Origin of the sequence: Pseudomonas sp. Z1-14 (genome assembly GCF_051132005.1) — a bacterium.
In the GTDB taxonomy this organism is placed as follows: Bacteria; Pseudomonadota; Gammaproteobacteria; order Pseudomonadales; family Pseudomonadaceae; genus Aquipseudomonas.
On record NZ_CP071646.1, the window covers coordinates 670,837 to 697,047 of the forward strand.

The following is a 26,211-nucleotide window of genomic DNA, read 5'->3' on the forward strand; positions in this document are numbered from 1 at the left end:
CGTTTGCTTTGAATATTTAAATATCTATTACTGGTGTCACAAGCCGTTGCGTAGAGATAGCATCCAGCGCTTGTGGTAATCAAACTGAGCATTGATATCTGTGGCTAGGTTTTTGTCCTCGTAATCAAAAATTTGGACTATGTTCTCGCTGTCTGCGGCTTTCCCCCAACAGACTTCGTAAGCTACTAATCCCATGGCCATTTGCGAGCACATGCGCGAAGGATATACGTTGATTTTTGAACCCTTGCACAGAAATTTAACGTCGGGGAAATCTTGTCTTACCTTGCCTAGGCAACAGTAGTAATCAACGTCAGTGAATGTTTTCTCTGGCTCGCCCGGTACTTTTACGGTTAGGGTTATATCTCCTCTGTCGTATTCGAAAATTGCTTTTTTAAGTCTGCCGTGAAGCTCAATGGTTATTTTTCGGATGGTCATGTTGTGGGGTTGCCTGCATGAAGTACGCACTAGTGTTCGCCGGTGTCCCATTCGTTCCAGTAACAGTAATAGCAGCTTAGCTCCTTTAAAAGATATTCTCGCAAATTTGGCTCGTCTTTCTGCTCGTTAAGCAATAAATTAAGTTGCTGCTGAACCCGCCTCAAGAAATCAATATCAGATTCCGTCAGGAAAGCGTTGATAACTTTTTCTGCGCTTTCATGCTCTGTCATCCAGTCTTGATGAAAGTGAGCGCCAAAAAAATCATGTAACTCTTCAGGTCTTGTATTCATGCTTCTGGGAATCCTGTTAATAGGAAATAGCCTTCTGGCGCTTCAGGGTCTTTTTTTAATACAAACAAAGTTTTGTATGCCGGGACGTAGTCGTTGCGGTCACGCAGTAAACTGACACCAACCGGCTGGGTGTAAGTATGTGTGATTCTTGTCTTCGTATTTGTGCTGCTTAAACTCTTCAACTTTCTGTGGGTTGGCCGCTATTGCCCTGGCTGCGGACGATTCAGCAGTCGCTCTATCAGGGAATCTGGACGCCGCTGGGATATTAGGCTCTGCTTCCATCCTTTGGGCTAGCTGAGCATCTGTTCTGCCTACATGCTTTGCGATCAAATGCCCACCATGTGTGAAAAGGGGGCGGATTTATTAATCTCTTGAGAAGAGGGCGGATTTATTAAAAATAAATCTATCCCTTTGTTCGTGGTAGGTGGTAATACGCTGCCAATCCTACGTCGAATCTCATGGTTCGGCGGTTCGTCTAAGAAGTTTTAGCCCATTTGTTTAGCTGCAGATTTTTAGACTTTTCGCGAAATGCTTTTTTCGCATCGCTGAGTGTCATGTGATTTGGGTGGCTAAAGGATTCAGGGGTGGTAGTGCCGTCATCCTCCCAATTGCATAGATCGCAAATTTCGTAGTTTGAGGTAGTCAAGAGGGTGTGGTACTCACAGCACGGGCATGCATGCAAACTCTCCTTGTCGCCCTCAACGTAGAAAGCTTCATTTTCGAGTCGAGCTAGTTGGTCGGCCAAGTATTCATTTGTTACTCCGGTGTAGCTTGATTTTAGGCCGGCTAGGAGCAGCTCTTCGATTAGTAGGTCTTCAAGATTTTTTGGTGGTTCATCGTTGTTTGATATTGTATTTTGCAGTTCTTTTGAAAGGCTAAAGAAAATAGCGTCGCTTTCATCAAGTGTCCACCAGTTTAGGAGGAGAGAATGCCTTTCTTCTGTTGTCAGTAATTTTAGAGTGTTCTCAGTTATAGTTTTGATTGCTGCAAATCGGAATATTTTTTTCACTTTCTAAAGCCTTTTGCTAAATCTATGGCTGACTGAAATGCATCGTTACTTCTTTTGTCGTCTTTGTAGAATGTCCGAATTTCTCTAGATTTTAAATGTCCGACGAAAACTCTTCCTGTTTTAGGGTCATGTTTGATAATAAAGTTGGCGGCGTTGACTTCATTAAAATCCCCCGTTTCCTTTGAAAAATCTTTGGCTTGTTTTAGATACTCCGTTTGCGATATATCGCCGAATTCTCTCTGATCAATTACGTGCTTCTGGTAGTGAGGTTGGAGCTTCCCTGATGCGAACCCTTTCCAATTTACGGATCCTGCCGTTGGCGGGAGTACATCGCCCTCATCTACTCGTCCCTTCTTCTTTGGTGTGTCAGCACCTTCGACGGGTGAGCATTTATCCGCTCCCGGGCAACCTTCCAACCCCAACGGATCCACCCACCCCGTCGGGTTCAGGGTGTACCGGTACCCATTGAGCCCACCCGCCAGCTTGCTCGGGTCAGGCGTGAGATACCGCCCCGTGTCCGGATTGTAGTAGCGATGCCGATTGTAATGCAGGCCGCTTTCCAGGTCGTGGTATTGGCCTTGGAAACGCAGCGGCTGGGTCAGTCGCTTGCCGGCGCCGTGGGCCAGTTTGGTGAGTTTGCCGTAGCCGGTGTAGCGCGCCGCCCAGACGATTTCGCCCTGGTGGCTGGTCAGTTCCTGGGGCGTGCCGAGGTGGTCGTTGTGGTAGTAGAACGGCGTGGCGTTTTTTGGGCCTTGGCCTTTGAGCAGGGCGAGGGGGCGGAAGGTGCCGGGCTCGTAGACGTAGCTTTGATAATGCTGGTCGCTGCTTTCGGCGATGAGCTGGTCGCCTTGCCAGATGAATTCGGTGGTCTGGCCGTCCACGGTCTTTTCGATGCGTCGGCCGAAGGCGTCGTAGCGGTAGGACGCTTCGTTGCCTTCCGGGGTGGTGAGGCCAATCAGGCGGTGCTGGTTGTCGTAGCGGTATTCGGTGATCAGGCACTGGGCTTTGCCGCGGCGCTCGCGGACCAGGTTGCCGTAGGCGTCGTAGTCGTAGTGGCGATCGCCCTCCATCAGCAGGCGGTTGCCCTTGAGGGTGGTCGGGCCGGGGCGGTCGTGCAGCAGCAGGTTGCCGGCCGGATCGTGGGAAAAGTGCTCGGGGGGCTGGCTGTGGGCGTAGTCGATACGCAGCAGGCGATCTTGCGGGTCGTAGTGGTAGGCGCGTCGGTTTCGGGTGTCGGACAGCGTGGCGAGGTTGCCATTGGCGCTGTAGGAATAGTCGCGCCAGAACAGTTGTTTCTGCTGGGTCTGCCACACGGTCTGGGCCTTGAGGCGGCCCTGTTCGTCGTAGCTGTAGTCGCTGAGCAGCAGGCCTTGCTGGCGCTGGCGTTCGCGGGTGCCGGTGAAGCGGTGTTCGGTCAGGCACTGGCCGTTGAGGTCGATGGCCAGCAGCGCGCCGCCATAGAGGTGGCGGTAATTGAGGGTGCTGCGGTCGGGCAGGCGGCAGTAGGTCAGCCGGCCGGCCTCGTCGTAGCGATAGTGCAGGGTGGCCCAGCCCTGGTGTTCGGCGACGAGGCGGTCCTGGTTGTCGTATTCGTAGGACAGCGGCCAGTGGCCGTCGTCGACGCTGACCAGCCGGCCGAGGGCGTCGTAGCGGTACTCGACCGGTTTGCCGTCGGGCAAGGTCTTGCGCAACAGGCGGCCAGCGCTGTCGCGCTGATAAGCGGTGAGCCGCTGGCTGCCATCGGAACCGAACTCGGTCTTTTCCAGCAGGTGGCCGTTGAGGTCGTAGGCGTAGCCGGTGCGCTGGCCGTCGAAGCCGGTTTCCTGTCGGATCAATCCGTTGGGCGTGTAGGCCAGCTGATATTTTTCGCCGGATTCGTTCTCGATTTCGGTGAGCAACAACCGCGCCGAGTCGTAGCGATACTTCAGTTCGCTGCCATCGGGATTGAGCCGCCGGCTGATCAGGTGCAGGTCGTCGGCGTATTCGTAGCGGGTGATGCGCCCCAGTTCGTCGCGTTCGGCGGTGACCTTGCCGTAGGCGTTGTAGCTCCAGGCGCGGGTGGCGCCGGTGGGCAGGGTGGTTTGCAGCAAGCGGCCGACGGCATCCCACTGGTAGTGGGTAATCGCGCCATGTTCGTCCTTGCGGGTCAGCAGCCGCCCCAACGTGTCGTAGGAAAAACTCCGCTGGCTGTCGTCGGGCAGGGTTTCTTCAGTCAGCTGGCCCTGGCTATTGCGGACAAAATGATGGGTGCCGCCGTCCGGATAGCGGATCGAGAGCAGTTGCCCCTGGGCGTCATAGGCGTATCGGGTGCTGTGACGATCCGGGTCGATGGCCTCGACCACATCGCCTTGGGCATTGCGCCGGTAGGTCCACACGGCTTTGCCGCGCTGTCGGGCGTGCAGGAAACCGTTGCGGTATTCGTAGGACGTCGGCTCGCCTTCAGGCGGAATCAGCGCCACCAGCCGTCCGGCTTCGTCGTAGCGGTATTCGGTGACCGCGCCCAGCGGATCCTGCTCGGCGGTCAGCCGACCCTGCTCGTCATAAGCCTTGAGCTGTTCGCCGCCAACGGGATCGACCTGGCGCACCAGCCGCGCACGGTCGTCGTGGACGTACACCTCCTGGCTGCCGTCCCGATGCCGGACCGTGACGCTGCCGTCTTCGCCCCAGCTGTAGTGGCTGTCCATCTGCGCGAACGACGCCCTGTGCCGCACACAGCGCGCCGCCGGGCCGAGGCCTTGCCATTCCCAGTAGAAACTCGCGCCGCCGGCCAGTTGCCGCTGGAGGATGACGTGCTGGTCGTCGTAGTCGTAGCGCTCGCTTTCGCCAGCGGCATTGGTCGCCTCGATGAGTCGGAAACGGCCGTCGTAGCGGTAGGTCACCAGCGTCTGTTCGGTGCGCCAGGCATCGTCCGGATGCTGCTTCGGGTCAAAACTCTGATAGTCGATGGCGACCAGGTGGCGATGCTCGTAGCGCAACCGCAGACCGCGCCGGGCGCCGTTGTCCAGGCGGCTGATGTCGCCGTAGATGTTGCGCTGGACGGTCAGACGGTTGTCGTACCGATCGCTCAGCGCCGTCAGATGACCGTCGCGAAAGTGCAGGAAAGGGGCGTCTTCGCCGGGCTGGGCGATGATCAGTTCGTCCGGCTCGCGGCTCAGGTAGATCGCCGCGCGGGCCAGGCTGTTGTGGATCGCGGGGCGTTGCAGGCTGGGGCGAGGAAAGCTGGTGCGGCGGTTTTCCTGGTCGATCCAGATCACCTGCTCACCCTCAATCACCAGGCGATGGGCCAGGCCATGGCTCCAGCCACGGCCGAGGCCGACGTCCAGCTCGGCGGCGCTGGTGCGGTAGAGGCGGGTGAAGACGAAGGGCAAGCGCCCGTCGAGGGTGCCGTCCTCCAGGGTCAGCAGTTCCTCGCCGGTGACCATCGACACCGGGCAGCCGTCGGTGCGGGTCTGGGCGGCGCTGTCGGCGGGGTCGCCGTTGGGGTTTTTCGAGGGGGTGGGGGCGTCGTCGTGGGGTTCGTACTTGCTCAGTCGTGAAGCAGGCTGGGATTTTTCCCGCACGATCGGGACCGGACGTCTGACCGACAGCGGCACCGACCCCGTGGTGATCTGCAACGGCGTGACGGGCGCCGGCCCCACCGACGGCCCTCGGCCACCGATCACCAGCGGTTTCAGTACATCGGCGTGTTTGTCGAGGCTGCCGCCGCCGAGTTGGCCCAATCGCTGGCTGGATGCCTGCAACCACTCGCGGGCGCGTTCCGAGCGGACATGGCGCAACACTTTGCCGGTCAGGCGCAGACCCAGACCCAGGCCGCCGGTAAAACGCGCCAACAAAAAGTTGATCAGAATGGCGGCGCGTATTTCGCCCATGACTTCAGCCATGTACTGCGGCGGCAACATCCGCAGCCAACTGGTGAAGGCCGCCGTGTAGACCAAGAGCAACGGCTCGTCGCTCAAGATCATCAAGGCTTTCGCTATCGCCTCTGCCGGGGCTTTCAGCAGCTGCTCAAGCTCGACCTCGGTGAGGTACTCCAGCAATTTTTCGCTGTTGGCCCGCAGGTCCGCCAACAGATCGAAGACCTGCTTGATATCGTCCCATAGCCCATGCAGCGCGTGTTCAAAACCGCGCAACTGAGCCTGCTGCAATACGTCGACACGCTTTAGAAAAGCGCTTTCGGAAAACGCCTTCCACAGCGGTTGAAACTCGTTCCACTCGGCTTTCAGCCAACCTTCGAGCTCGACGATCAGCTGCTGGTAGGACGCGTACAGCGCCTTGACGTGAACGGTCGTCAGATCAGGAAAAAAGGTAATGCGGTACCGCCGGCCGCGGTCGCATTCAGGTATTTCCAAGATGCCGCTGGGGCCGATGTCGTGACGCACCGCCTCGCCAAACCTTTCCCTCCCCGGCTCGCCCCCCAGGATGGGCTCCAGCATCACCGGCGTGTTGCCGATCGGCACGAAACGCGAGGCCCGGAACATATGCACCAGCGTCAACGGGCCCTGTGCCGGACACCGCGCCACCAGAGAACTGACCTGCTTGCCGCCGGTTCTTGCAGGCGCCAGCGCGACCTCGTCGCCCACCTTGAACGCCTGCTTGATGTCCAGCGACCGGCCGGCCCAGAAATCTTCCGCCCAGGTGTCGTAGTCGCTCAGGCACTGGCGGAAATCCTTCAGCACCCGTTCGACATCGGGTTGGTCCGAGTCCATGGCCGCCATTACCAGCGAGCCAATGACGTTGCCCTGGGCAAGGATTTTCTCGTAGAAGGGCATGCAGGCATCTCGCGGCGCAGGGTAGACGCGAGACTTTGCCGGGGGCGGCAAAGGAAATAAGTCAGGAAAAGAAGCAGGGCGTGTAGGGCGTTTCTTTAATTGCCACTACGTTGTCGGGGGCAAGCCGAAGCGCTGAAATGGAGGCGACTCAGCCTAGGGTGTTTATCCGGCTCGTGGGATCTGGAAAGGGGCTGACGCTGTCTTGCGCCGTTGCCTACAACTACGCCAGAATCGGCCGGCTTGTGCGGCTTGGGGTTGGTCGGTAGCTTGGGTCCTGTCACTGCTCATCAGTGATCGGGTTTCGCAGCCCGGACTCTATAGACGCACAATGTCACCTTCGAAAGCAGATAGCCCATGTCTGTACTTTCGTCAGAGGTGGCTGTGCGTGGGAGACCCTCGGGTCTGCCGGTCCCTAGAGTCCCGGTCTGCGAACCCGCGTACAGCTGCCACCCATAATTCGTTTCGCAGCGAACGGTGGCAGCTCCAACCGACTCTAGGAGCTTTTCCATGGCCAAAATTACACCGAACCCCCCAGCTATAGATGGACATGAGCCTCGCGCTCAGTCTGCTCGCAACAAAAAAGTCGATGATGCTACCAACCGGGCTTTCGATTCCGATCTCAAGCCTACCCCTGAGAACGAAACGCCCGACAAGCCCGACGCCATGTTTACCGTCGCACCTGATGTGGACATGGAGTGCCTGCTCGCGAACCTGAGCGAAAGCCTGGCTTCTGCCAATGCGATGATCAATGATCTGGCATTCGATCTGGAAGGCTCGCGACGGCATGTCGCGTTGGGGATTTTGCAGTTGATTGAGCTAAGTGAGTTGTTGGCGAACCGGGCTTTAGATGTCGTTGAGATGAGGTAGGGCGGGGGGTTGGCTGCCCGCCAGGCGTAAAAAGGTCTTGCTTGGCAAGGCCTTTTTACATCCGAATACCACGAAACGACGAGTGCTCAGAGCGTGAAACAACCTGTTGAGCTGAATGACTTGCCGTTGACGGTTGAGGCCTGGAGGGGTTGAGGGATTGAAGGGAGCAACTTCATTACGAATCGTCTTCCATGGACTTGCCGCTTGCCAGCTCTCGCTCGATCTGTTCAATGCTAGGCAGGCTGGTTTGTAGTTCCGCGGGCAGAGACTCCACCAATTGGTATTCAGCTACACCGATGGGACGTGCGCTATCACGCAGCGCATATTCAGCCACTACCTTATTCTTGCTTTTGCACAGCAGAAGACCAATGGTCGGGCCGTCCTGAGGGTGTTTGAGCTGGGCATCCACTGCGGTGAGGTAAAAACTTAGCTGCCCCAGATGTTCGGGTTTGAACTTGCCTGCCTTGAGTTCGATCACCACGTAGCAGCGTAGCTTGAGGTGATAGAACAACAGGTCGATGAAGAACTCGTCGCCGCCTACATCCAGCAACACCTGTTGACCGACGAAGGCAAAGCCTGCGCCTAGTTCCAGCAGGAAATCGGTGACATGTTTGACCCCAGTTGTGCTTGATGGCTTCGGCGGCATACCAGCAGCGCGTTTCAGGGTTTGGCAGTTTGTCCAGCAGCGCCAATTGGTGGTACCAAGGCAATTGTGCAAGCACCCCTTGCACAAACACTGCGTCAGGCCACGCCTCAGCAAAGGCACGCATGTACTTGAGGTTACGTGGGGAGAAGCCTTTCATATCGGGAAAGGCTGTACGCAAGTCTCGAGACAACCGGTCGATTACCTTGGCTCCCCAACCCTGTTGTGTTTGCCGGATCAAAATATCCTGACCGATCTGCCAATAGAGCAAAACCAGTTCGCGATTCACTGCCAATGAGGCGCGCTGCTGCGCATTGTGAATACGGCTCTTGAGGTCAGCCAGCCAGTCGCCATAACCTTCCGGGGGCATGCTTAGGCTAACAGGGTGTTCGCTCATGCTTTTCTCTCATGGTTCAGGGGGCGACAGGCAGAAATCATAAGCGTCATGCAGATGAAGACGTTCGTTGTCCAGTCAGTGGCGGGCTATAAGGTCTAATCATTTTGTTGGCAGTGACGATCGAAGACTAAGCTGCGCATTTATGAGGCGCAAGCGGGTTGCGTCCTTTCGGAAATTTCACTCAGTAAAAAATGAAAATGCTTACTTTGGGTCTTTATTACTCATCGACAGAGAAAGTGTCAGCATCGCGAACACTGTGTATGAATTTCCACCAGACATTAAAAAGCCGGCTTATGGCCGGCTTCTCGTTGACTGATTCAGTTCGTTTTTGACAAACCTTACCAGCCTTCAAAACGTACATCCGGCTCTTGCGGCCGGCTGTGGGACTTGGTCAGAAAGTGATCTGCCTTGTCAGTGCGAGGCGTGGGCTCGCAAATGTGGGGCGCAGGATACGCGGGTTTGCTTCGGAATCCCAGTGGTAAGTGGTGTGGAATCATTGGGTTAGCGGAATGCAGGTAAAAAGCAGGGGCTGCTGCGCAGCCCAGCGGGAGCAAGCTCCCTCGCCACGGGGGAGCTGTGTTGGTAGGAGCCGCGTGGGTCAGTCGAACACCTGCGGTCGTTTTTTCGAGAGGGTGGACCACCAGAAGACCCAGCCGATCACGCGGATGTTCTGGGCTTCGATCTGTTCGGCGCTGAAGACTTCGTCGGGGTAGGCGGCGCTGTTCTGGCTGCGCAGGCGCAGTCGGTTGCCGGGGATGCGGTGCAGGTATTTGATGCGGAGCATGCCGTCGTGTTCGAGGGCGTAGATCTGGCCGTCGACGACTTGGGTCAGGCCGCGGTCGATGGCGACTGTGGAACCATCTTCGATGCGTTCGGCCATGCTGTCGCCGACCATGGTGATGCAAATGACGTCGTTGGGGTTGATGTCGAGGGATTCGAGGTGGCTGCGGGGCAGACGGATGGACTGGTCGGGGTCTTCGATGATGTGCGTTGTGGTTTCGCCGGGGGCGATGGGCGCTTCCTTGTGGAAGGGCAGTTCGATGTCGAGGGTTTCCGGCACGCTGTAGACGCCCTGGGTTTCCGCGGCGTCGTAGGTGATGCCCGGGCCGAGCCCCAACGGGGTTTGCGGGCCTTCACCGCTGGCGAGCCATTCAGGGCTGACGGTCAGCATGCGGGCAATGTTGTGGATGCGCCCCGGCGGGATGCCGCGGTTGAACCAGTTGTTTACGTGCTGCGACTTCACGCCGTAAAGCCTGGCGAAGTCGACAGATCGGATGTTGGCTTCTTTGAGAAGGGCTCTGAAGCGATCGCCGCTGGATATGATTTTCATAAACGGAAAGTTTAGGGCCGACTGTGTTTTCAGCAATAAACATGTCGTTCCGATTTATAAGATGATCTTTCCGTTTGCCTGAATGTAACTAGGCAAGTTAAACATAAATAAACAATTGGGTGGCCATGTTAATACTTTCACGTATTAAGCGGCATTAAGGCATAAAAAAACCCCGGTGCATACCGGGGTTCTTTTACTTGCAGTTTCAGCCCTTGTAGGCGGCAACCGACTTGGTGATCGCTTCGCGGGCGGCGTCGGCGCCGGCCCAGCCTTCGATCTTGACCCACTTGCCTTTTTCGAGGTCTTTGTAGTTCTCGAAGAAGTGTTCGATCTGCTGGATCAGCAGGGCTGGCAGGTCGGTGTATTCCTTCACGTCGACATACAGTTGCGACAGTTTGTCGTGTGGTACCGCGATGACTTTGGCATCGCCGCCGCCGTCGTCGGTCATGTTCAGGATGCCGACAGGACGGGCGCGGATGACCGAGCCTGGCGCAACCGGGTAAGGGGTCACGACCAGTACGTCGAGGGGGTCGCCGTCGTCGGCCAGGGTGTTGGGGATGTAACCGTAGTTGGCCGGGTAGAACATCGGGGTGGCCATGAAACGGTCAACGAACAGGCAATCGCTGTCTTTGTCGATTTCGTATTTGATCGGGGCGTGGTTGGCCGGGATTTCGATCGCGACGTAGATGTCGTTCGGCAGGTCTTTGCCAGCCGGAATCTTGCTGTAGCTCATTGGGCGGTGCCCCCGTTAGTTGACCAGATGACTGGTCGGATTGACCAAAAAGTGGCGGCGATTATAGGCATATTCGGCCGCTGATGCCACGCTACCAGGGTCTTAGGCTTTGTACGAAAAGTGCCTGCGCGACGATCATGCTGCGTTGAAAACAGGCTCGGAATGCTCATTGACAACCAGTCAACTCCGCTTCCTCGCCTGTTTTCGCCTTGCCTGATCGCCGCTCGGCGACTTTTCGTACAAACCCTAGAGACCTTAGTATGACGCCTGATAGACCGGATCTTCGGCCTGAAGTTGCCGCAGCCGGGCCAACGGGGCCTGGCGGTAGAACGCCTTGAGCTGTTCGTACACCTTTGGGTAGGCCTGATGCAGCAGGTCCGGGGCGCTGAAGAAGTACTCGCTGGTGACGGCGAAGAACTCCGCCGGGTTTTCCGCCGCGTAGGGATCGATGGCGGTTTCTGCGTCGGGGTTCAGGTCCAGTTGGCGGTTGAGATCGTCGAAGGCCTCTTGCATGGCTTGCGCCCAGTCGCTGACGCGCATGTCGGCGTGCAGCGGCGGCAGGCCGTTGGCGTCGCCGTTGAGCATGTCGAGTTTGTGCGCCAGTTCGTGGATCACCAGGTTGTAGCCTTCCCAGCCGCCGCTCGCCATCACGCCGTCCCAGGCCAGGATGATCGGGCCCTGGGGCCAGGCTTCGCCGCTGTGTTCGCCGTCCCATTCGTGTTCGATGCCGCTGGCGTCGCGGTAGCGCTGGGGGCTGAGGAAGTCGTCCGGGTAGAGAACGATTTCGTGAAAGCCCTGGTACCAGTTCAACTCGCCGAGGTGCATCAGCGGCAGTTGCGCCTGGGCGGCAAGCAACAGGCGTTGTTCCTGGTGCAGTTCGACGCCGGGCAGGGCGGTGAGGTGTTTGTCGTGCAGGAACAGCACGCTGGCGTCACGCAGCCATCGGTCTTCCTCGGCACTGATACCGTCGAGAAAGCTCAGTTGATGGCGCACCCGCTGCCAGGTTTCGTCGGCAACGGGGTGTTTGGCCAGGGTGCGGCGGCGACGCCAGGTGCTGAGAGACCACATGGCCGATCAGCGCGTCTCGGCTTTCGAGCCGCGCTGGCTCATTTTGCTGCGTACCAGGCCGATGATCATCGGCAGCAGCGACAGCAGGATGATGCCCACTACCAGCAGCGACAGGTTCTGCTTGATGAAGGGCACGTTGCCGAAGAAGTAGCCGAGGGTCACCAGGCCACCGACCCAGAGCACAGTGCCGAGGACGCTGAAGCCGAAGAAACGCGGGTAGGGCATTCTGCCGACGCCGGCGACGAAGGGCGCGAAGGTGCGGATGATCGGCAGGAAGCGCGCCAGGGTCACGGTCTTGCCGCCGTGTTTGTCGTAGAAGTCGTGGGTCTGTTGCAAGTAGTCGCGGCGGAAGATTTTCGAGTTCGGGTTGCTGAACAGCTTCTCGCCGGCGGTGCGGCCGATGATGTAGTTGGTGCTGTCGCCGAGGATTGCCGCGAGCATCAACAGGCCCCCGAGCAGCAGCGGGTCCATGGCGCCACCGGCTGCCACGGCGCCGGCGATGAATAACAGGGAATCGCCCGGCAGGAACGGCATCACTACCAGGCCGGTTTCACAGAAGATCACCAGGAACAGGATGGCGTAGATCCACGTCCCGTAGTTGGTCACCAGCATGTCGAGGTAGACGTCGAGATGCAGAATGAGGTCGAGTGGGTTGAAATCCATGCATAACACCTTGGTGGCGGCCCGGCTCTGCGGGCTGGAGGGTCTGGCTTGGAGTAAGACTACAGCGTTTGGCGCTTTTTCTTACAAGCCGGGAAGATCGGGATTATACGGGGTGGGGGGTGGTGAGCGGGGGGAGTTTGTAGCTGGGGATTTCTGGGGAATGGCTGGATGAGACGTCGGCTGCTTTTGTGGCGAGGGAGCTCGCTCTCGCTGGATCGCGAAGCGGTCCCCAAAGCAGCCTACTCGGTCGGCTTGGTGCACTACATGCTCAGGTTTTGGGGCTGCTGCGCAGCCCAGCGGGAGCAAGCTCCCTCTCCACGGGGAGCTGAGTCAGGCCTCAGGCCAGGGCTGTTGCGGGCAGCCCAGAGGGATCAAAGCCCTTCGCTGATCGGCAACACGTAGTTCTTGAACTCGGTGTCTTCCTTGAAGCCAATCGATTCGTAGGTTTTCTGCGCCACGTCGTTGTTGCTGCTGGTGGAGACGCGCATGCGCACGGCGTTGGTTTCCTTGGCCATTTTTTTTGCGGTGCGGATCAGGTTGTCGGCGACGAGCTGGCGGCGGGCGTCTTCGGCGACGTAGATGTCGTTGAGGATCCATACGCGCTTGAGCGACAGCGACGAATAGCTTGGGTAGAGCTGGCAGAACCCCAGCAACCGGCTGTCGTCGTCATCCGGCAGGGCCAGGTAGATAACGGATTCCTTGCGGCGCAGGCGTTTTTCGAGGAACGCCCGGGACGAGTCCGGATAGGGCAACGAGCCATAGAATTCCCGGTATTTGACGAACAATGGGGTCAGCAGGTCCAGGTGTTCCAGCGTCGCTTGGATAATCCGCATGGTAGGTCTCGTCTGCAAGGGTCGACATGGCGTCCGACAACAACGGCGGACTACCGTGCCAAGATGCTGCCTGAAAGCGGATCAAAAACGCAATTGGCCAAACGGATCAGCTTGGGGGCGGCGCCAGTAGGAAATTACCTTTCATATCGGCACCGTTTTCCGCCTCTAGAGTGTGAACCTGGGCTTCGTCCTTCAGATTGACTCCCGAAAGCTGCCGGCGACAGGCCTCGCGCATCAGGTAGATCAGGCGATGCGCCGCCATGCCGTAGCTCAGGCCTTCGAGGCGGACATTGGAGATGCAGTTGCGATAGGCATCGTTCAGGCCAACCTTGGGGGCGTAGGTGAAATAAAGTCCCAGGCTGTCGGGGGAGCTGAGGCCGGGGCGTTCGCCGATCAGGATCACCGACATCTTCGCGCCGAGCCGTTCGGCCACTTCATCGGCCACGGCCACCCGGCCTTGTTCCACCAAAACGATTGGCGACACAGACCAGCCTTCAGCGGTGATCTGTTCTTCCAGTCGCGCCAGGAACGGCAGCGTATGGCGATGCACCGCCAGCGCCGACAGGCCGTCAGCCACCACGATAGCCAAATCCACGCCGCCCGGGTGGGCCGCCGCGTAGTCCTGCAGGATCTGTACGGAAGCATCGTCGAGCCGTCGACCCAGGTCCGGACGCTGCAGATAGCTGTTTCGATCTGCCGCCGCGCTGTGAAGCAGCAGGCTTTCGTGGCCGCGCTCCGTGAGTTGTGCACGGATGCCCTGGTGATCGAACGCCAGGTGCACGGCGTCGCGGGCCTGGGCGTGGGCGAACTGGAAATCCAGTTGCGCCGAGGTCGGCAGGCTGGTGCCGGTGCGGCCCAGGGCGATGCGTGCCGGGGTCAGGTTGCGCAGATTCAGCCAGGGGTTTTGTGGATCGACAGGTTTTTTATCCATGGGCAACTCACTCATAAATGCAGCTCATCCCAAATGCGCCAAGGCGTGACGAAACGCCGGCGGCAGGTTGTCACCGAACCGCACCCGACCATCGGCCTGGGTGAAGATGCCCATGTTCGCCAGCCATTGCTCGAATTCCGGCGCCGGTTTCAGGCCCAGGGTCTGGCGGGCGTAGAGGGCGTCGTGGAACGAGGTGGTCTGGTAGTTGAGCATGATGTCGTCGGAGCCGGGGATGCCCATGATGAAGTTGATCCCGGCCACGCCCAGCAGGGTCAGCAGGGTGTCCATATCGTCCTGGTCGGCTTCGGCGTGGTTGGTGTAGCAGATGTCACAACCCATCGGCACGCCCAGGAGCTTGCCGCAGAAATGATCTTCGAGGCCGGCGCGGATGATCTGTTTGCCGTTGTACAGGTATTCCGGACCGATGAAACCGACCACCGTGTTCACCAGGAACGGGTTGAAATGGCGCGCCACGGCGTAGGCCCGGGTCTCGCAGGTCTGTTGATCGACGCCGTGGTGGGCGTTGGCCGACAGCGCGCTGCCCTGGCCGGTTTCGAAATACATCAGGTTGTTGCCGAGGGTGCCGCGCTTCAGGCTGAGCCCGGCTTCGTAGCCTTCTTTTAACAGGCTCAGGCTGATGCCGAAACTGGCGTTGGCCGCTTCGGTGCCGGCGATGGACTGGAACACCAGATCCAGCGGCACGCCGCGGTTTGCCGCCTCGATGGAGGTGGTGACGTGGGTCAGCACGCAGCCTTGGGTCGGGATGTCGTAGCGCTGGATGATGGCGTCGAGCATTTCCAGCATCGCGCAGATCGAGGCCGTGCTGTCGGTGGCCGGGTTGATGCCGATCATGGCGTCGCCATTGCCGAAGAGCAGGCCGTCGAGGATGCTCGCGGCGATGCCGGCGGGTTCGTCGGTCGGATGGTTCGGTTGCAGGCGAGTGGACAGGCGCCCGCGCAGGCCAAGGGTGCCGCGGAATTTGGTGACCACGCGGATTTTCTGTGCAACCAGTACCAGGTCCTGCACGCGCATGATCTTCGAGACGGCGGCGACCATTTCCGGCGTCAGCCCGGGAGCCAGCGCCCGCAGGCTGTGTTCGTCGGCGGCGTCGCTGAGCAGCCAGTCGCGAAAGCCCCCGACCGTGAGGTGGCTGACGGCGGCGAAGGCCTGTTTGTCATGGGTGTCGACGATCAGCCGGGTGACCTCGTCAGCCTCGTAGGGAATCAGCATTTCCTGCATGAAATGGCTGAGTGGCAAGTCGGCCAAGGCCATTTGCGCGGCCACCCGCTCGCCATCATTGAGCGCGGCGATCTCTGCCAGGAAGTCCCCGGAACGCGCCGGGCTGGCCTTGGCCATCAGGTCTTTGAGGCTGTCGAAGCGGTAGGTCTGGGCGCCGACCGTGTGTGCAAAGCTGGCCATACAGGTTCTCCGTGACGGCGCCGCTGGGCGGCGCCGTGGTTTTCGGCACGTTACGGCTTAGTGCAGGGCTTCTTCGGCTTTTTGAATGGCCGCGAATTCCTCTTCGGGCGTACCTGCTACCAAGTGATGCCGACTGTAGAAAGCAAAGTAAGCAATTAACACTCCATAGATGATCGCGGCGCCGATCACTACTCGTGGGTCCACCAGGAAGCCCGCCACTACGGCGATGCAAGCCAATACCAGCGCCACGCCCGAGGTGAAGATGCCGCCCGGCGTGCGGTATGGCCGGTCCATTTTGGGGCGGCGGATGCGCAGGGTGATGTGCGCGGCCATCATCAGCACGTACGAAATGGTCGCGCCGAACACCGCCACCAGAATCAGCAGGTCGCCCTGGCCAGTCAGGGACAGGCCGAAACCGATGATGCCGGGAATCACCAGCGCCAACACCGGTGCTTTGCTTTTATTGGTTTCCGAGAGTTTGCGCGGCAGGTAGCCGGCGCGGGACAAGGCGAAGATTTGCCGCGAGTAGGCGTAAATGATCGAGAAGAAACTGGCAATCAGACCGGCCAGGCCAACGAGGTTGACGAAGCTGCCCATCCAGGTCGAGCCGCCATAGGCCTTGGCCAGGGCTTCCACCAGTGGGTTGCCGGACGCCATCAGCGCGTTGGAGCCTGCGCCGCCGGGGCCGATCACCAGGATCAGCAGGGCGAACGCCACCAGCACCAGCATGGCGCCAATCAGGCCGCGCGGCAGGTCGCGCTTGGGGTTCTTGGTTTCTTCTGCGGCCAGTGGCACGCCCTCGACGGCGAGGAAAAACCAGATCGCGTAAGGGATCGCCGCCCAGACGCCGACGTAGCCGAAGGGCAAGAACGGGCTGGCGCCCTTGGCCTCGGTGACCGGGATGTCCAGCAGGTTGGCGACGTTGAAGTGCGGCACCATCGCCACCAGGAAAACCCCCAGCGCCAAGGCGGCGACAGCAGTGATAATGAACATCAGCTTGAGGGCTTCGCCGACCCCGAATATGTGGATGGCGATGAAGATGATGTAGAACGCCAGGTAGATCATCCAGCCGCCAATCCCGAACAGCGATTGGCAATAAGCGCCGATGAACACGGCAATCGCCGCCGGGGCGATGGCGTATTCGATCAGGATCGCCGTGCCGGTGAGGAATCCGCCCCAGGGCCCGAATGCGCTGCGGGCAAAGCCGTAGCCGCCGCCAGCGGTGGGGATCATCGAGGACAGCTCGGCGAGGGAAAAACACATGCACAAGTACATCGCGGCCATCAGCAGCGTGGCGAGGAACATCCCGCCCCAGCCGCCCTGGGCCAGGCCGAAGTTCCAGCCGGCGTAGTCGCCGGAGATGACATATGCCACCCCCAGCCCCACGAGCAGGACCCAGCCTGCCGCGCCTTTTTTCAGCTCGCGTTGTTGGAAATATTCGGAGCCGACTTTTTCAAAGTCGACCGAGGCCGTTGCCGGTTGCGGGTTTGCATGATCGCTTGGCATAAGGGTTTACCTGTTTTTATTGTTTTTTGGCCCTGTTGGAGCGGGGCTGCTCTTGGAACCGGTGTGTTGCATGCAGCATGGATGCAAGCTGGACCGCCGCCTTCGCGAGCAGGCTCGCTCCCACAGTGGATCTATGCCAACCCAAAGAAGAGTTATCCACAGATCCCTGTGGGAGCGAGCCTGCTCGCGAAAGCAATCCAGAGGGCGAAGCAGGAAAGCCTGTCTCGCACTCTCTGGCTTAGAAGAACCCCAACGGATTGATGTCGTAGCTCACCAGCAGATTCTTGGTTTGCTGGTAATGGTCGAGCATCATCTTGTGCGTCTCACGCCCCACGCCGGACTTCTTGTAGCCGCCAAACGCGGCATGCGCCGGGTACAGGTGGTAGCAGTTGGTCCAGACGCGACCCGCCTTGATCGCCCGGCCCATGCGGTAGGCGCGGTTGATGTCGCGGGTCCAGAGGCCGGCGCCGAGGCCGAACTCGGTGTCGTTGGCGATCGCCAGGGCTTCGGCTTCATCCTTGAAGGTGGTGATGCTCACCACCGGGCCGAAGATTTCCTCTTGGAACACGCGCATCTTGTTGGTGCCCTTGAGCAGGGTCGGCTGGATGTAATAACCACTGGCCAGGTTGCCTTCGAGTTTTTCCACCTTGCCGCCGGTCAGCAGCTCGGCGCCTTCGCCCCGGGCGATTTCCAGGTAAGACAGGATCTTGTCGAATTGCTGCTCGGACGCCTGGGCGCCGACCATGGTGTCGGTGTCCAGCGGGTCGCCGCGCTTGATCTGCTGGATCTTCTTCATCACCACTTGCATGAATTCGTCGTAGATCGACTCTTGCACCAGCGCCCGGGATGGGCAGGTGCAGACTTCACCCTGGTTGAAGAACGCTAGCACCAGGCCTTCGGCGGCTTTTTCGATGAAGCTCGGCTCGGCCTGCATGATGTCTTCGAAGAAGATGTTCGGCGACTTGCCGCCCAGTTCCACGGTGGACGGGATGATGTTTTCGGCGGCGCATTTCATGATGTGCGAGCCGACCGGTGTCGAGCCGGTGAAGGCGATCTTGGCGATGCGTTTGCTGGTGGCGAGGGCTTCGCCGGCTTCCTTGCCGAAACCTTGCACCACGTTCAGCACGCCCGGCGGCAGCAGGTCGCCGATCAGCTCCATGAGCACGCAGATGCCCAGCGGGGTCTGTTCGGCGGGCTTGAGCACCACGCAGTTGCCGGCGGCCAGGGCCGGCGCGAGTTTCCAGGCGGCCATCAACAGCGGGAAGTTCCACGGGATGATCTGCCCGACCACGCCCAGCGGTTCATGGATGTGATAGGCCACGGTGTTGCCGTCGATCTCGGCGGCGGCGCCTTCCTGGGCCCGCAGGCAACCGGCGAAGTAGCGGAAGTGGTCGGCGGCCAGGGGGATGTCGGCGTTGAGGGTTTCACGCACGGCCTTGCCGTTGTCCCAGGATTCGGTGATCGCCAGGGTTTCGAGGTTCTGTTCGATGCGGTCGGCGATTTTCAGCAGGATCAGCGAACGCGCCTGGACCGACGTGGCGCCCCAGGCATCAGCGGCCGCGTGGGCAGCGTCGAGGGCTTTGTCGATGTCTTCGGCGGTGGAACGTGGAAATTCTGCAATGGGCTGGCCATTGACCGGGGAAGTGTTGGTGAAGTACTGACCTTTGACAGGCGCGACGAACTCGCCGCCGATGTAGTTACCGTATTTGGCCTTGAACGAAACGATAGCGCCTTCAGTACCGGGGTGAGCGTAACGCATGATGAGTTCTCCTTGGCTTTTGTGCTTATTAGGGAGCCGCGCAAAAAACGCGCTGGTACTCAAGCCTAGAGCAAAGGTCGGGCCATTGCCTTGTGGGGCCCGTAAATCAAGACTTTGGGAGGAGCTGGTCGGACAAACGGAGGGGCTGTGTCACGGTTGCGATACGGCGGGTGTGACAGTTTGTGCCATCGGCGAGACAGTCTGTGACTGGCAGGTCGCGCCAGCATTGCAAAGGTGGTTGGGCTGGAGGATGCTGGCGTTGAAGCCAAGTCTATGGACGGACCGCTTTTCGTGGCGAGGGGGCTTGCTCCCGCTGGACCGCGAAGCAGTCCCCCCAAAGCCAACTCGGTCAGCCTGATGCACCGCGTGCTCAGGTTTTGGGTCTGCTGCGCAGCCCAGCGGGAGCAAGCTCCCTCGCCACGGGTAAGGTGTCGGCAGGTCCAAAGGGTCCTTCGGGAGAACAATAAGAAATGCACAGCAACCATTTGAGTCGCCATGCCCGGCAAGTCCTCACGGTCACCCAGGGCAAGGCCCATTTGCAGGGGCCTGGCCGCGATCCGTCGATTGCCCGTTCCTGGCTGCGCTGCCTCGAGGACTATCACCTCGACCCGGCGCAGAACCTGGCGCCGACCGTGCTCGAGCATGGCCGGTTGCTGGAAAGTCGCGAGCGCCTGCAGCAGGTTCTGCATATCGCCGGTACCGAGATGACCAGCCTGCACCAGCAATTGTCCGGCGCCGGCCATGCGGTGCTGTTGACCGATGCCCGGGGCGTGATCCTCAATTGCGTCACCGCCCCCAGCGAACGGAAGATTTTCGAACGGGCCGGCCTCTGGCTCGGCGCCGACTGGAGCGAAGCCTGTGAAGGCACCAACGGCATCGGTACCTGCCTGGTGGAACGCCAGGCCCTGACCATCCACCAGGAAGAACATTTTCGCGGCCGCCACACCGGCCTGACCTGCTCGGCGAGCCCGGTGTTCGACCCTCATGGCGAGCTGCTGGCGGTGCTCGACGTGTCCTCGGCGCGGCCGGACGTATCGCGCCAGAGCCAGTTTCACACCATGGCCCTGGTCAATCTCTCGGCGAAGATGATCGAGAGCTGTTATTTCCTTCGTTGTTTCGATAATCAATGGCTGCTGCGCTTTCATCTGCAGGCCGAGTCCGTGGGGTTGTTCAGCGAAGGGCTTTTGGCGTTCGACGGCGAAGGACGCATCTGTGCAGTCAACCAGAGCGCGCTGAACCTGCTCGGGCACCTTCGCGGTGGCTTGCTCGGCCAGCGGGTCGAGGACTTTTTCGACTGTTCGCTGGATGAGTTGCTGGGTCGGGCCAGCGCCCAGGCCAGCGCCAGCTGGCCGCTGCGCACCCGTGACGGTCGGCACTTGTTCGCGGTCCTGCGTGGGCAAGCTCGTAGCGTGCCGGCTGCGGTCGCGCCTGTGCTCAAGGCTGTCGAGCCCGCCCGTCTGCCGGGCATCTGCCTGGGGGACGCGGCGTTGCAGGAATATTTTCGCAAGGCTTTGCGGGTGTTCGAGCGCGATGTGCCGCTGCTGATCCAGGGCGAAACCGGTTCCGGCAAGGAAGCGTTTGCCAAGGCCGTGCACCACGCCAGCCAGCGCGCCGGGAAAAACTTCGTCGCGCTCAATTGCGCCGCGATTCCGGAAAGCCTGATCGAGAGCGAGTTGTTTGGTTATCGCGGCGGCAGTTTCACCGGCGCGCGCAAGGAAGGCATGCGTGGCAAACTGCAACAGGCCGACGGTGGCACGCTGTTTCTCGATGAAATCGGCGACATGCCCCTGGCCTTGCAGACCCGTTTGCTACGGGTGCTGGAGGATCGTCAGGTAGTACCCATCGGCGGCGAACCCGAGGCGGTGAACGTGCGCATCATCAGCGCCACTCACCGGCAACTACTTGACCGGGTGGCCGACGGCAGTTTTCGCGAGGATTTGTACTACCGCCTCAACGGCCTGGAAATCCCGCTGCCGGCGTTACGCGAGCGCAGCGACAAATCCCAGTTGCTGGATTTCCTTCTGGCCGAGGAGAGCGGTGCCGAGACGGTGTCCATCGATGAACCGGCGCGCCAGGCGCTGCTGGCGTTCGACTGGCCGGGCAACGTGCGGCAGTTGCGCAATGTGCTGCGGACTCTTGCGGCGTTGTGCGACGGCGGGCGGATTGGGCTGGAGGATCTGCCGGCGATGATTCGCCAACGCCCGGTTGCGGTGGTCGAAACCCCGACCGAGCATCCGTTGGAAGATGCCGAGCGCCTGGCGTTGCTCGATGCGCTGGAACGTCAGCGTTGGCACATGACCCACACTGCCGAACAGCTGGGGATTAGCCGCAATACCCTCTACCGCAAGCTGCGCAAACACGCGATTGCCCGCTGAGCTACGGACTGCTTTTGTGGCGAGGGAGCTTGCTCCCGCTCGGCTGCGCAGCAGTCGCCTTTGGTTTCAGAGTGAAGGAAGCTTGGAGCTGCTTTGCAGCCCAGCGGGAGCAAGCTCCCTCGCCACAAAAACCTGTGCTCCAGCAGGAGTCTGCGGTGTTCTGGCGCGGATAAGTTCGAAACACAAGGTGCGATTTCCCCCTCCCTACGCTAACCTGCGGCCATGTTTACGAGGTCGACTATGCACATCCATATTCTCGGTATTTGCGGCACTTTCATGGGTTCGATGGCGGTCCTGGCCAAGGAACTGGGCCATCATGTAACCGGTTCCGACGCCAACGTCTACCCGCCGATGAGCACACAGCTGGAGGCTCAGGGCATTGAGCTGACCCAAGGTTACGACCCGGCGCAACTGGACCCGGCGCCGGACCTGGTGGTCATCGGCAACGCCATGTCCCGTGGCAACCCGGCGGTGGAATACGTGCTCAACAAAGGCTTGCCGTACGTGTCGGGGCCGCAGTGGCTGGCCGATCATGTGTTGCAGGGCCGTTGGGTCCTGGCCGTCGCCGGCACTCACGGCAAGACCACTACCAGCAGCATGCTCGCCTGGGTGCTGGAACATGCGGGCATGAGCCCGGGTTTCCTGATCGGTGGCGTGCCGCAGAACTTTTCGGTGTCGGCGCGCCTCGGTGGCACGCCATTCTTCGTGATCGAGGCCGATGAATACGACAGCGCGTTTTTCGATAAACGCTCGAAATTCGTGCACTACCGCCCGCGCACGGCGATCCTCAACAATCTTGAGTTCGACCACGCTGACATCTTCCCCGATCTCCCGGCCATCGAGCGCCAATTCCACCATTTGGTGCGGACCATCCCAAGTGACGGCCTGGTCATCCACCCGACCACCGAGCCGGCCTTGCAGCGGGTCATTGAAATGGGCTGCTGGACCCCGGTGCAGACCACCGGGGCGGGCGGTCAGTGGCAGGTCAAGCTGCTCAAGGATGACGGTTCGGCGTTCGAAGTCATGTTCGAAGGCCAGTCCCAAGGCGTGGTCGAATGGGACATGACCGGCCAGCACAACGTCGCCAACGCCCTGGCGACGCTGGCGGCGGCCCGGCACGTCGGGGTGGTGCCGTCCATGGGCATCGCCGCGTTGAGCGCGTTCAAGAGTGTGAAACGGCGGATGGAGAAAGTCGCCGAGGTGAACGGCATCACCATTTATGACGACTTCGCCCACCATCCGACCGCTATTGCCACCACTCTCGACGGTCTGCGCAAGCGCATCGGCGATGCGCCGCTGATTGCGATCATCGAGCCGCGCTCCAATTCCATGAAACTCGGCGCTCACCGCGACGGCCTGCCGGAAAGCGTGGTCGATGCCGACCAGGTGATCTGGTACGCGCCGGCCAACCTCGGCTGGGACCTCGGCGCCACGGCTGCGCTGTGCACGGTGCCGTCGATTGTCAGCAATTCCCTGGAGGGCATCATCGAGCGCGTGAAGAGCCAGGCCCAGCCCGGCACCCATGTGGTGATCATGAGCAACGGCGGCTTCGGCGGCCTGCACGGCAAACTCGCCGAGGCACTGAAATGAATACTCGCTTGGAGAGCAACGGCCCCGAACGCATCACGCTGGCAATGACCGGCGCTTCCGGCGCCCAGTACGGCTTGCGCCTGCTCGATTGCCTGGTGCGTGAGGATCGCGAGGTGCACTTCCTCATCTCCAAGGCCGCGCAGTTGGTGATGGCCACCGAGACCGACGTGACGTTGCCACCCAAGACGCAGATGATGCAGGCCTTTCTCACTGAGTACACCGGTGCGGCGGCAGGGCAGATTCGTGTGTATGGCAAGGAAGACTGGATGTCACCGGTGGCTTCAGGCTCCGGCGCGCCGGCGGCGATGGTCGTGGTGCCGTGTTCCACCGGTACGCTGTCGGCGATCGCCACCGGGGCCTGCAACAACCTGATCGAGCGGGCGGCGGACGTCACGCTCAAGGAGCGCCGCCAGTTGATCCTGGTGCCGCGGGAAGCGCCGTATTCGAGCATTCACCTGGAGCACATGCTCAAGCTGTCGAACATGGGCGTGACCATCCTGCCGGCCTCGCCGGGCTTCTACCATCAGCCGCAGACCATCGACGACCTGATCGATTTTGTGGTCGCGCGGATCCTCAACTTGCTGAACCTGCCGCAAGACATGCTGCCACGTTGGGGCGAGCATCATCCGGGCAGCGATGAATAAGCTGCTGGCGGTGTTGCTGGTGTTGCAACTGACCGGCTGCGCCACTGCCCGCACCCTCGACGCCGCCAAGCCGGGAGCGCCGGTGGTGTATGCGGGGACGCGGCTGGACATGTACGCGCTCAACGGCGGTTGCTGCGCCAAGGACCGTTTTGGCGCCGAGGCGCCGAGCTATCCGGGTCTCGATTTGCCGGGGAGTGCGCTGCTGGATACGTTGCTGTTGCCGTTGTCGTTGCTGACGGTGATTGGCGTGGGGTTTCAAGCGACCGGTGGGATGTAATAGACACCACTGGACCCCGTGGCGAGGGAGCTTGCTCCCGCTGGGCTGCAAAGCAGCCCCCAGCTTTTCAGGCTGATCCAGAACCGAGGGCGACTGCTGCGCAGTCGAGCGGGAGCAAGCTCCCTCGCCACGATGAATACCTGGCTTTGGATCGTGTTGCGCCCTTCGCGAGCAGGCTCGCTCCCACAGGGCCTCGTTGAATGCGATCCTTGTGGGAGCGAGCCTGCTCGCGAAGACGCCCGGCCAGGCGCCACATGATCATTTGCCCAGCTTGCGCAACTCATCCGACTCCACTACCCGCACCCCATCTTGCTCCTCCAGCGCAAGTCGCCACATGGCCCTGGCCAGTTGGCAGGCTTCGATGCCGTGGTATTTGCCGGGGATCAGCTTGGACAACGGGCCGGCCAATTGCTCGGCCAGGCGTGGTTCAACCCGGTCGCCCAACAGCAACGAAGGTCGGCAGATGGTCAGTTGCGGCCAATCCTGCGTGCGGAGCGCAGCTTCCATTTCACCCTTGACCCGGTTGTAGAAAATCGACGATTTCGGGTCGGCCCCGAGGGCGCTGATCACCACCAGGTGCCGTGCGCCCAATTCACGCGCGCGTTTGGCGAAGGCCACCACCATGTCCAGGTCGACCGCGCGGAAGGCCGATTCGGAGCCGGCTTTCTTGATGGTCGTGCCGAGGCAGCAGAAGGCGATGTCGACCTGGCCGCCAAGCCGTGGCAGCAGTTCGGCCGGTTCCCCAACCGGGTTTTCCAGGTGCGGGTGCTCGGCCAATGGCCGGCGGGAAGGCGCAAGTACCCGCGTGATGGTCGGCTCGTTCAGCAGCCGGTCCAGTAGATGTTCCCCGGTCAATCCGGTCGCGCCGGCGAGCAAAACATGCTGAGGCGTCAAGTACATAGTGTTTCCCCCTTGATACGGTTCAGCTTAGTTGCTCTTTTTAGCCTCGTCGTTCAACGCAGCACTTTGCAATGCTTTTCGCGCCTGTTGCTTGCGCAGCAATTGCCAATGAGAAAGCACGGTCCGGGGCGCCCACATCTGCGGTTCGGACGCTTCGAAATTGTCCGCCTGCTCCCGTTCGGCAACGATGCCCTTGGCCCGCTTGAAGGCTTGTTCCAGATCGTCGGTCTGGTTCAGCGCCTGGGCGAACAAGGCATCGCCGAAGTAGGTGAAGTTGGCCTCCTCGGAGCAGCCGAAAGACACTCGGTCGGCCCGGGAGGCGGTCATGACCAGGGTCCGTTCGTCCTTGAGCGCGGGGATGAAACCGCCGGAATAACAGGCCGAGATCACAATGATCTTGTCGCGATTCTTCAGCGGCGCCAGCACCGCGGCCAACTCGTCGGCGGGCAGGTCGGCCAGTTCCATGCGCGGCTGGTCGAGTACCAGTTCATGTTCGCTGCTGCCGTGGCTGGTCAGGTAGATGAACACCAGGTCTTCCGGGCCGCTGCGTTCGGCCAGCGTGGCGGCGGCACGGCGCAGGTTTTCACGAGTGGCCATGGGCCGGTCGCCGAGGTGATCGCGATGGTTCACCAGGCGAATCTGGCCGAACGCGCCAAAACGGCTGGCGAGCATGTTGGCGACGTAGTCGGACTCACGCAGGAACACGCTTTGCTTGCCATCGCCGCCCAGGGTCAGGCTGTACAGCTCCACCGCCGACGTCGAGGCCGGGATGTTGGCGAGGGCCTCATCCAGCAGGCGACCCTGGGCCAGCAGGCCGAGTTCGAGCACATCGGGCAACAGCCTGCCGTCGGCGTCACGTATTCGTTGGCCGTTGGCCCAGGTGCCGCTCTGTACGGTGCCGTCGGTCAGCACCAGCGTGCCGCGCCCGTGGTAGCTGTCGCCTTCGAACTGGCCGATGTAAAAGCTGCCGTCGGGCAGGTTCAGGCGACCTTCGCCGGTGAAGCGCCAGTCATTGAAGCGCCCACGGTAGTGGCTGCCATCGGCACCGATCAGTTCACCCTTGCCGGTCAGCGCACCGTCCTTGAACTGGCCGATCCAGACATCGCCATCGGCGTTTTCGTAGCGACCGCGGCCGTTGAGCTGGTTATTCCTGAAGCCGCCGATGTAGACGTCGCCTTCGGCGCTGTTGAACGTGCCCTTGCCCTGGAGCTGGCCGTCGACGAAATGGCCGGTGAACTGGTTGCCGCTGGCGTCGAAGCGCTGACCTTCGCCGTTGGGCTTGCCGTTGACGAACGGGCCCTGGTACTGGCTGCCGTCGTCGAGTTCCAGGCGGCCGAGACCGGAGTAGCGGTCGGCCTTGAACTCGCCCCGGTAGGTCACGCCGTTTTCCTTGAGCGTGCCTTCACCGTCCCGCCGGCCCAACTTGAAACCGCCGGTGTAGCTGCTGGTCGGTGTGGTCAGGCTGCCCTGGCCGTGGAACAGGCCATGCTGGAACTGGCCGCGATAGACCTCGCCATTGCTGCCATGCCATTCCCCGGTGCCGTGCCACTGGCCCTTGTCGAACTGTCCGGCGTACCAGCTGCCGTTGGGATAGTCGATGCGTCCCTGGCCCTGCAACAGCCCGTCTACCAGATCGCCGCGATAGCGTCCGCCATCGGGCAGGCGTGCGTCTGGGGGCAGCGGTGATTCGCCGTTTCCGCAGGCGGTGAGCAGGAGGGTCAGGGTCAGGGGTACAAGTGCGCGCATAACGGGATCCAGGTAATCAGGCGACGA

At 60.6% G+C, this 26,211-nt stretch carries 20 protein-coding genes and 2 pseudogenes; 5 read left to right on the forward strand and 17 right to left on the reverse strand.

Going from position 1 to position 26,211, the window contains the following annotated elements; translation table 11 throughout:
• Positions 1-36: 36 nt before the first annotated feature.
• From J3P89_RS03180 to J3P89_RS03200, 5 genes and pseudogenes are all read right to left on the reverse strand, one after another.
• The gene (locus tag J3P89_RS03180; RefSeq protein WP_434696696.1) at positions 37-435 is read right to left on the reverse strand and encodes a hypothetical protein; all 399 of its coding nucleotides are present in this window, start codon (positions 433-435) and stop codon (positions 37-39) included.
• Positions 436-464: 29 nt separating this feature from the next.
• On the reverse strand, positions 465-725 hold the full coding sequence (locus tag J3P89_RS03185; protein WP_434696697.1) for a contact-dependent growth inhibition system immunity protein: 261 nt from the start codon (positions 723-725) through the stop codon (positions 465-467).
• A pseudogene (locus tag J3P89_RS03190) lies at positions 722-1,055 on the reverse strand (RNase A-like domain-containing protein). The gene J3P89_RS03185 and the pseudogene J3P89_RS03190 overlap by 4 nt, the downstream one beginning before the upstream one ends.
• A 145-nt stretch (positions 1,056-1,200) precedes the next feature.
• The gene (locus J3P89_RS03195; RefSeq protein WP_434696698.1) at positions 1,201-1,734 is read right to left on the reverse strand and encodes a CPCC family cysteine-rich protein; all 534 of its coding nucleotides are present in this window, start codon (positions 1,732-1,734) and stop codon (positions 1,201-1,203) included.
• The gene (locus tag J3P89_RS03200) at positions 1,731-6,503 is read right to left on the reverse strand and encodes an RHS repeat-associated core domain-containing protein (protein ID WP_434696699.1); all 4,773 of its coding nucleotides are present in this window, start codon (positions 6,501-6,503) and stop codon (positions 1,731-1,733) included. The genes J3P89_RS03195 and J3P89_RS03200 overlap by 4 nt, the downstream gene beginning before the upstream one ends.
• A 507-nt stretch (positions 6,504-7,010) precedes the next feature.
• Between J3P89_RS03200 and J3P89_RS03205 the strand changes: the two genes are divergently transcribed.
• Entirely contained in the window at positions 7,011-7,370 is a 360-nt protein-coding gene (locus J3P89_RS03205) for a DUF6124 family protein (protein WP_434696700.1), read from the forward strand.
• A gap of 175 nt (positions 7,371-7,545) precedes the next feature.
• Here the strand turns inward: J3P89_RS03205 and J3P89_RS03210 are convergent.
• From J3P89_RS03210 to exaC, 10 genes and pseudogenes are all read right to left on the reverse strand, one after another.
• Positions 7,546-8,410, reverse strand: a pseudogene (locus J3P89_RS03210) (PDDEXK nuclease domain-containing protein).
• Between the two features lie 598 nt (positions 8,411-9,008).
• A complete protein-coding gene (locus tag J3P89_RS03215; RefSeq protein ID WP_434696701.1) occupies positions 9,009-9,740 on the reverse strand; it encodes a LexA family transcriptional regulator in 732 nt (243 codons plus the stop codon).
• A gap of 205 nt (positions 9,741-9,945) precedes the next feature.
• Complete coding sequence (gene ppa / locus J3P89_RS03220) at positions 9,946-10,473, reverse strand: inorganic diphosphatase (RefSeq protein WP_024780093.1); 528 nt, start codon at positions 10,471-10,473, stop codon at positions 9,946-9,948.
• 255 nt (positions 10,474-10,728) lie between these two features.
• Entirely contained in the window at positions 10,729-11,541 is an 813-nt protein-coding gene (locus tag J3P89_RS03225; protein ID WP_434696702.1) for a zinc-dependent peptidase, read from the reverse strand.
• A 6-nt stretch (positions 11,542-11,547) separates the two neighbouring features.
• On the reverse strand, positions 11,548-12,204 hold the full coding sequence (locus J3P89_RS03230; RefSeq protein WP_434696703.1) for a DedA family protein: 657 nt from the start codon (positions 12,202-12,204) through the stop codon (positions 11,548-11,550).
• Between the two features lie 371 nt (positions 12,205-12,575).
• Positions 12,576-13,037 carry a GNAT family N-acetyltransferase gene (locus tag J3P89_RS03235; protein WP_186641436.1) on the reverse strand — a complete coding sequence of 154 codons (462 nt, stop codon included), beginning with the start codon at positions 13,035-13,037 and terminating at the stop codon, positions 12,576-12,578.
• A gap of 106 nt (positions 13,038-13,143) precedes the next feature.
• Positions 13,144-13,968, reverse strand: coding sequence for an ethanolamine ammonia-lyase subunit EutC (eutC, locus tag J3P89_RS03240; RefSeq protein ID WP_434696705.1), 825 nt, complete (start codon positions 13,966-13,968; stop codon positions 13,144-13,146).
• A 24-nt stretch (positions 13,969-13,992) separates the two neighbouring features.
• Positions 13,993-15,387, reverse strand: a complete 1,395-nt coding sequence (locus tag J3P89_RS03245; RefSeq protein ID WP_434696707.1) for an ethanolamine ammonia-lyase subunit EutB — start codon at positions 15,385-15,387, stop codon at positions 13,993-13,995.
• Positions 15,388-15,444: 57 nt separating this feature from the next.
• The gene (gene eat, locus J3P89_RS03250) at positions 15,445-16,893 is read right to left on the reverse strand and encodes an ethanolamine permease (RefSeq protein ID WP_434655408.1); all 1,449 of its coding nucleotides are present in this window, start codon (positions 16,891-16,893) and stop codon (positions 15,445-15,447) included.
• A gap of 238 nt (positions 16,894-17,131) precedes the next feature.
• A complete protein-coding gene (gene exaC, locus J3P89_RS03255) occupies positions 17,132-18,652 on the reverse strand; it encodes an acetaldehyde dehydrogenase ExaC (protein ID WP_305498559.1) in 1,521 nt (506 codons plus the stop codon).
• Positions 18,653-19,122: 470 nt separating this feature from the next.
• On the opposite strand from exaC, the gene J3P89_RS03260 reads away from it, so the two are divergent.
• The 4 genes from J3P89_RS03260 (at position 19,123) to J3P89_RS03275 (ending at position 23,538) form a co-directional block, all read left to right on the forward strand.
• Entirely contained in the window at positions 19,123-21,027 is a 1,905-nt protein-coding gene (locus J3P89_RS03260) for a sigma-54-dependent Fis family transcriptional regulator (protein ID WP_434696708.1), read from the forward strand.
• 240 nt (positions 21,028-21,267) lie between these two features.
• Positions 21,268-22,617 (forward strand): UDP-N-acetylmuramate:L-alanyl-gamma-D-glutamyl-meso-diaminopimelate ligase, encoded by a 1,350-nt coding sequence (mpl, locus tag J3P89_RS03265; RefSeq protein WP_434696709.1) that lies wholly within the window; start codon positions 21,268-21,270, stop codon positions 22,615-22,617.
• The gene (gene ubiX, locus J3P89_RS03270) at positions 22,614-23,261 is read left to right on the forward strand and encodes a flavin prenyltransferase UbiX (protein WP_305498563.1); all 648 of its coding nucleotides are present in this window, start codon (positions 22,614-22,616) and stop codon (positions 23,259-23,261) included. The genes mpl and ubiX overlap by 4 nt, the downstream gene beginning before the upstream one ends.
• Positions 23,254-23,538 (forward strand): YceK/YidQ family lipoprotein, encoded by a 285-nt coding sequence (locus J3P89_RS03275; protein WP_434571586.1) that lies wholly within the window; start codon positions 23,254-23,256, stop codon positions 23,536-23,538. The genes ubiX and J3P89_RS03275 overlap by 8 nt, the downstream gene beginning before the upstream one ends.
• 258 nt (positions 23,539-23,796) lie before the next feature.
• Here J3P89_RS03275 and J3P89_RS03280 read toward each other — a convergent pair whose 3' ends face one another.
• Positions 23,797-24,438, reverse strand: coding sequence for an oxidoreductase (locus J3P89_RS03280; protein ID WP_434696710.1), 642 nt, complete (start codon positions 24,436-24,438; stop codon positions 23,797-23,799).
• A 27-nt stretch (positions 24,439-24,465) separates the two neighbouring features.
• A complete protein-coding gene (locus J3P89_RS03285) occupies positions 24,466-26,184 on the reverse strand; it encodes a C13 family peptidase (protein ID WP_434655418.1) in 1,719 nt (572 codons plus the stop codon).
• Positions 26,185-26,211: the final 27 nt, after the last annotated feature.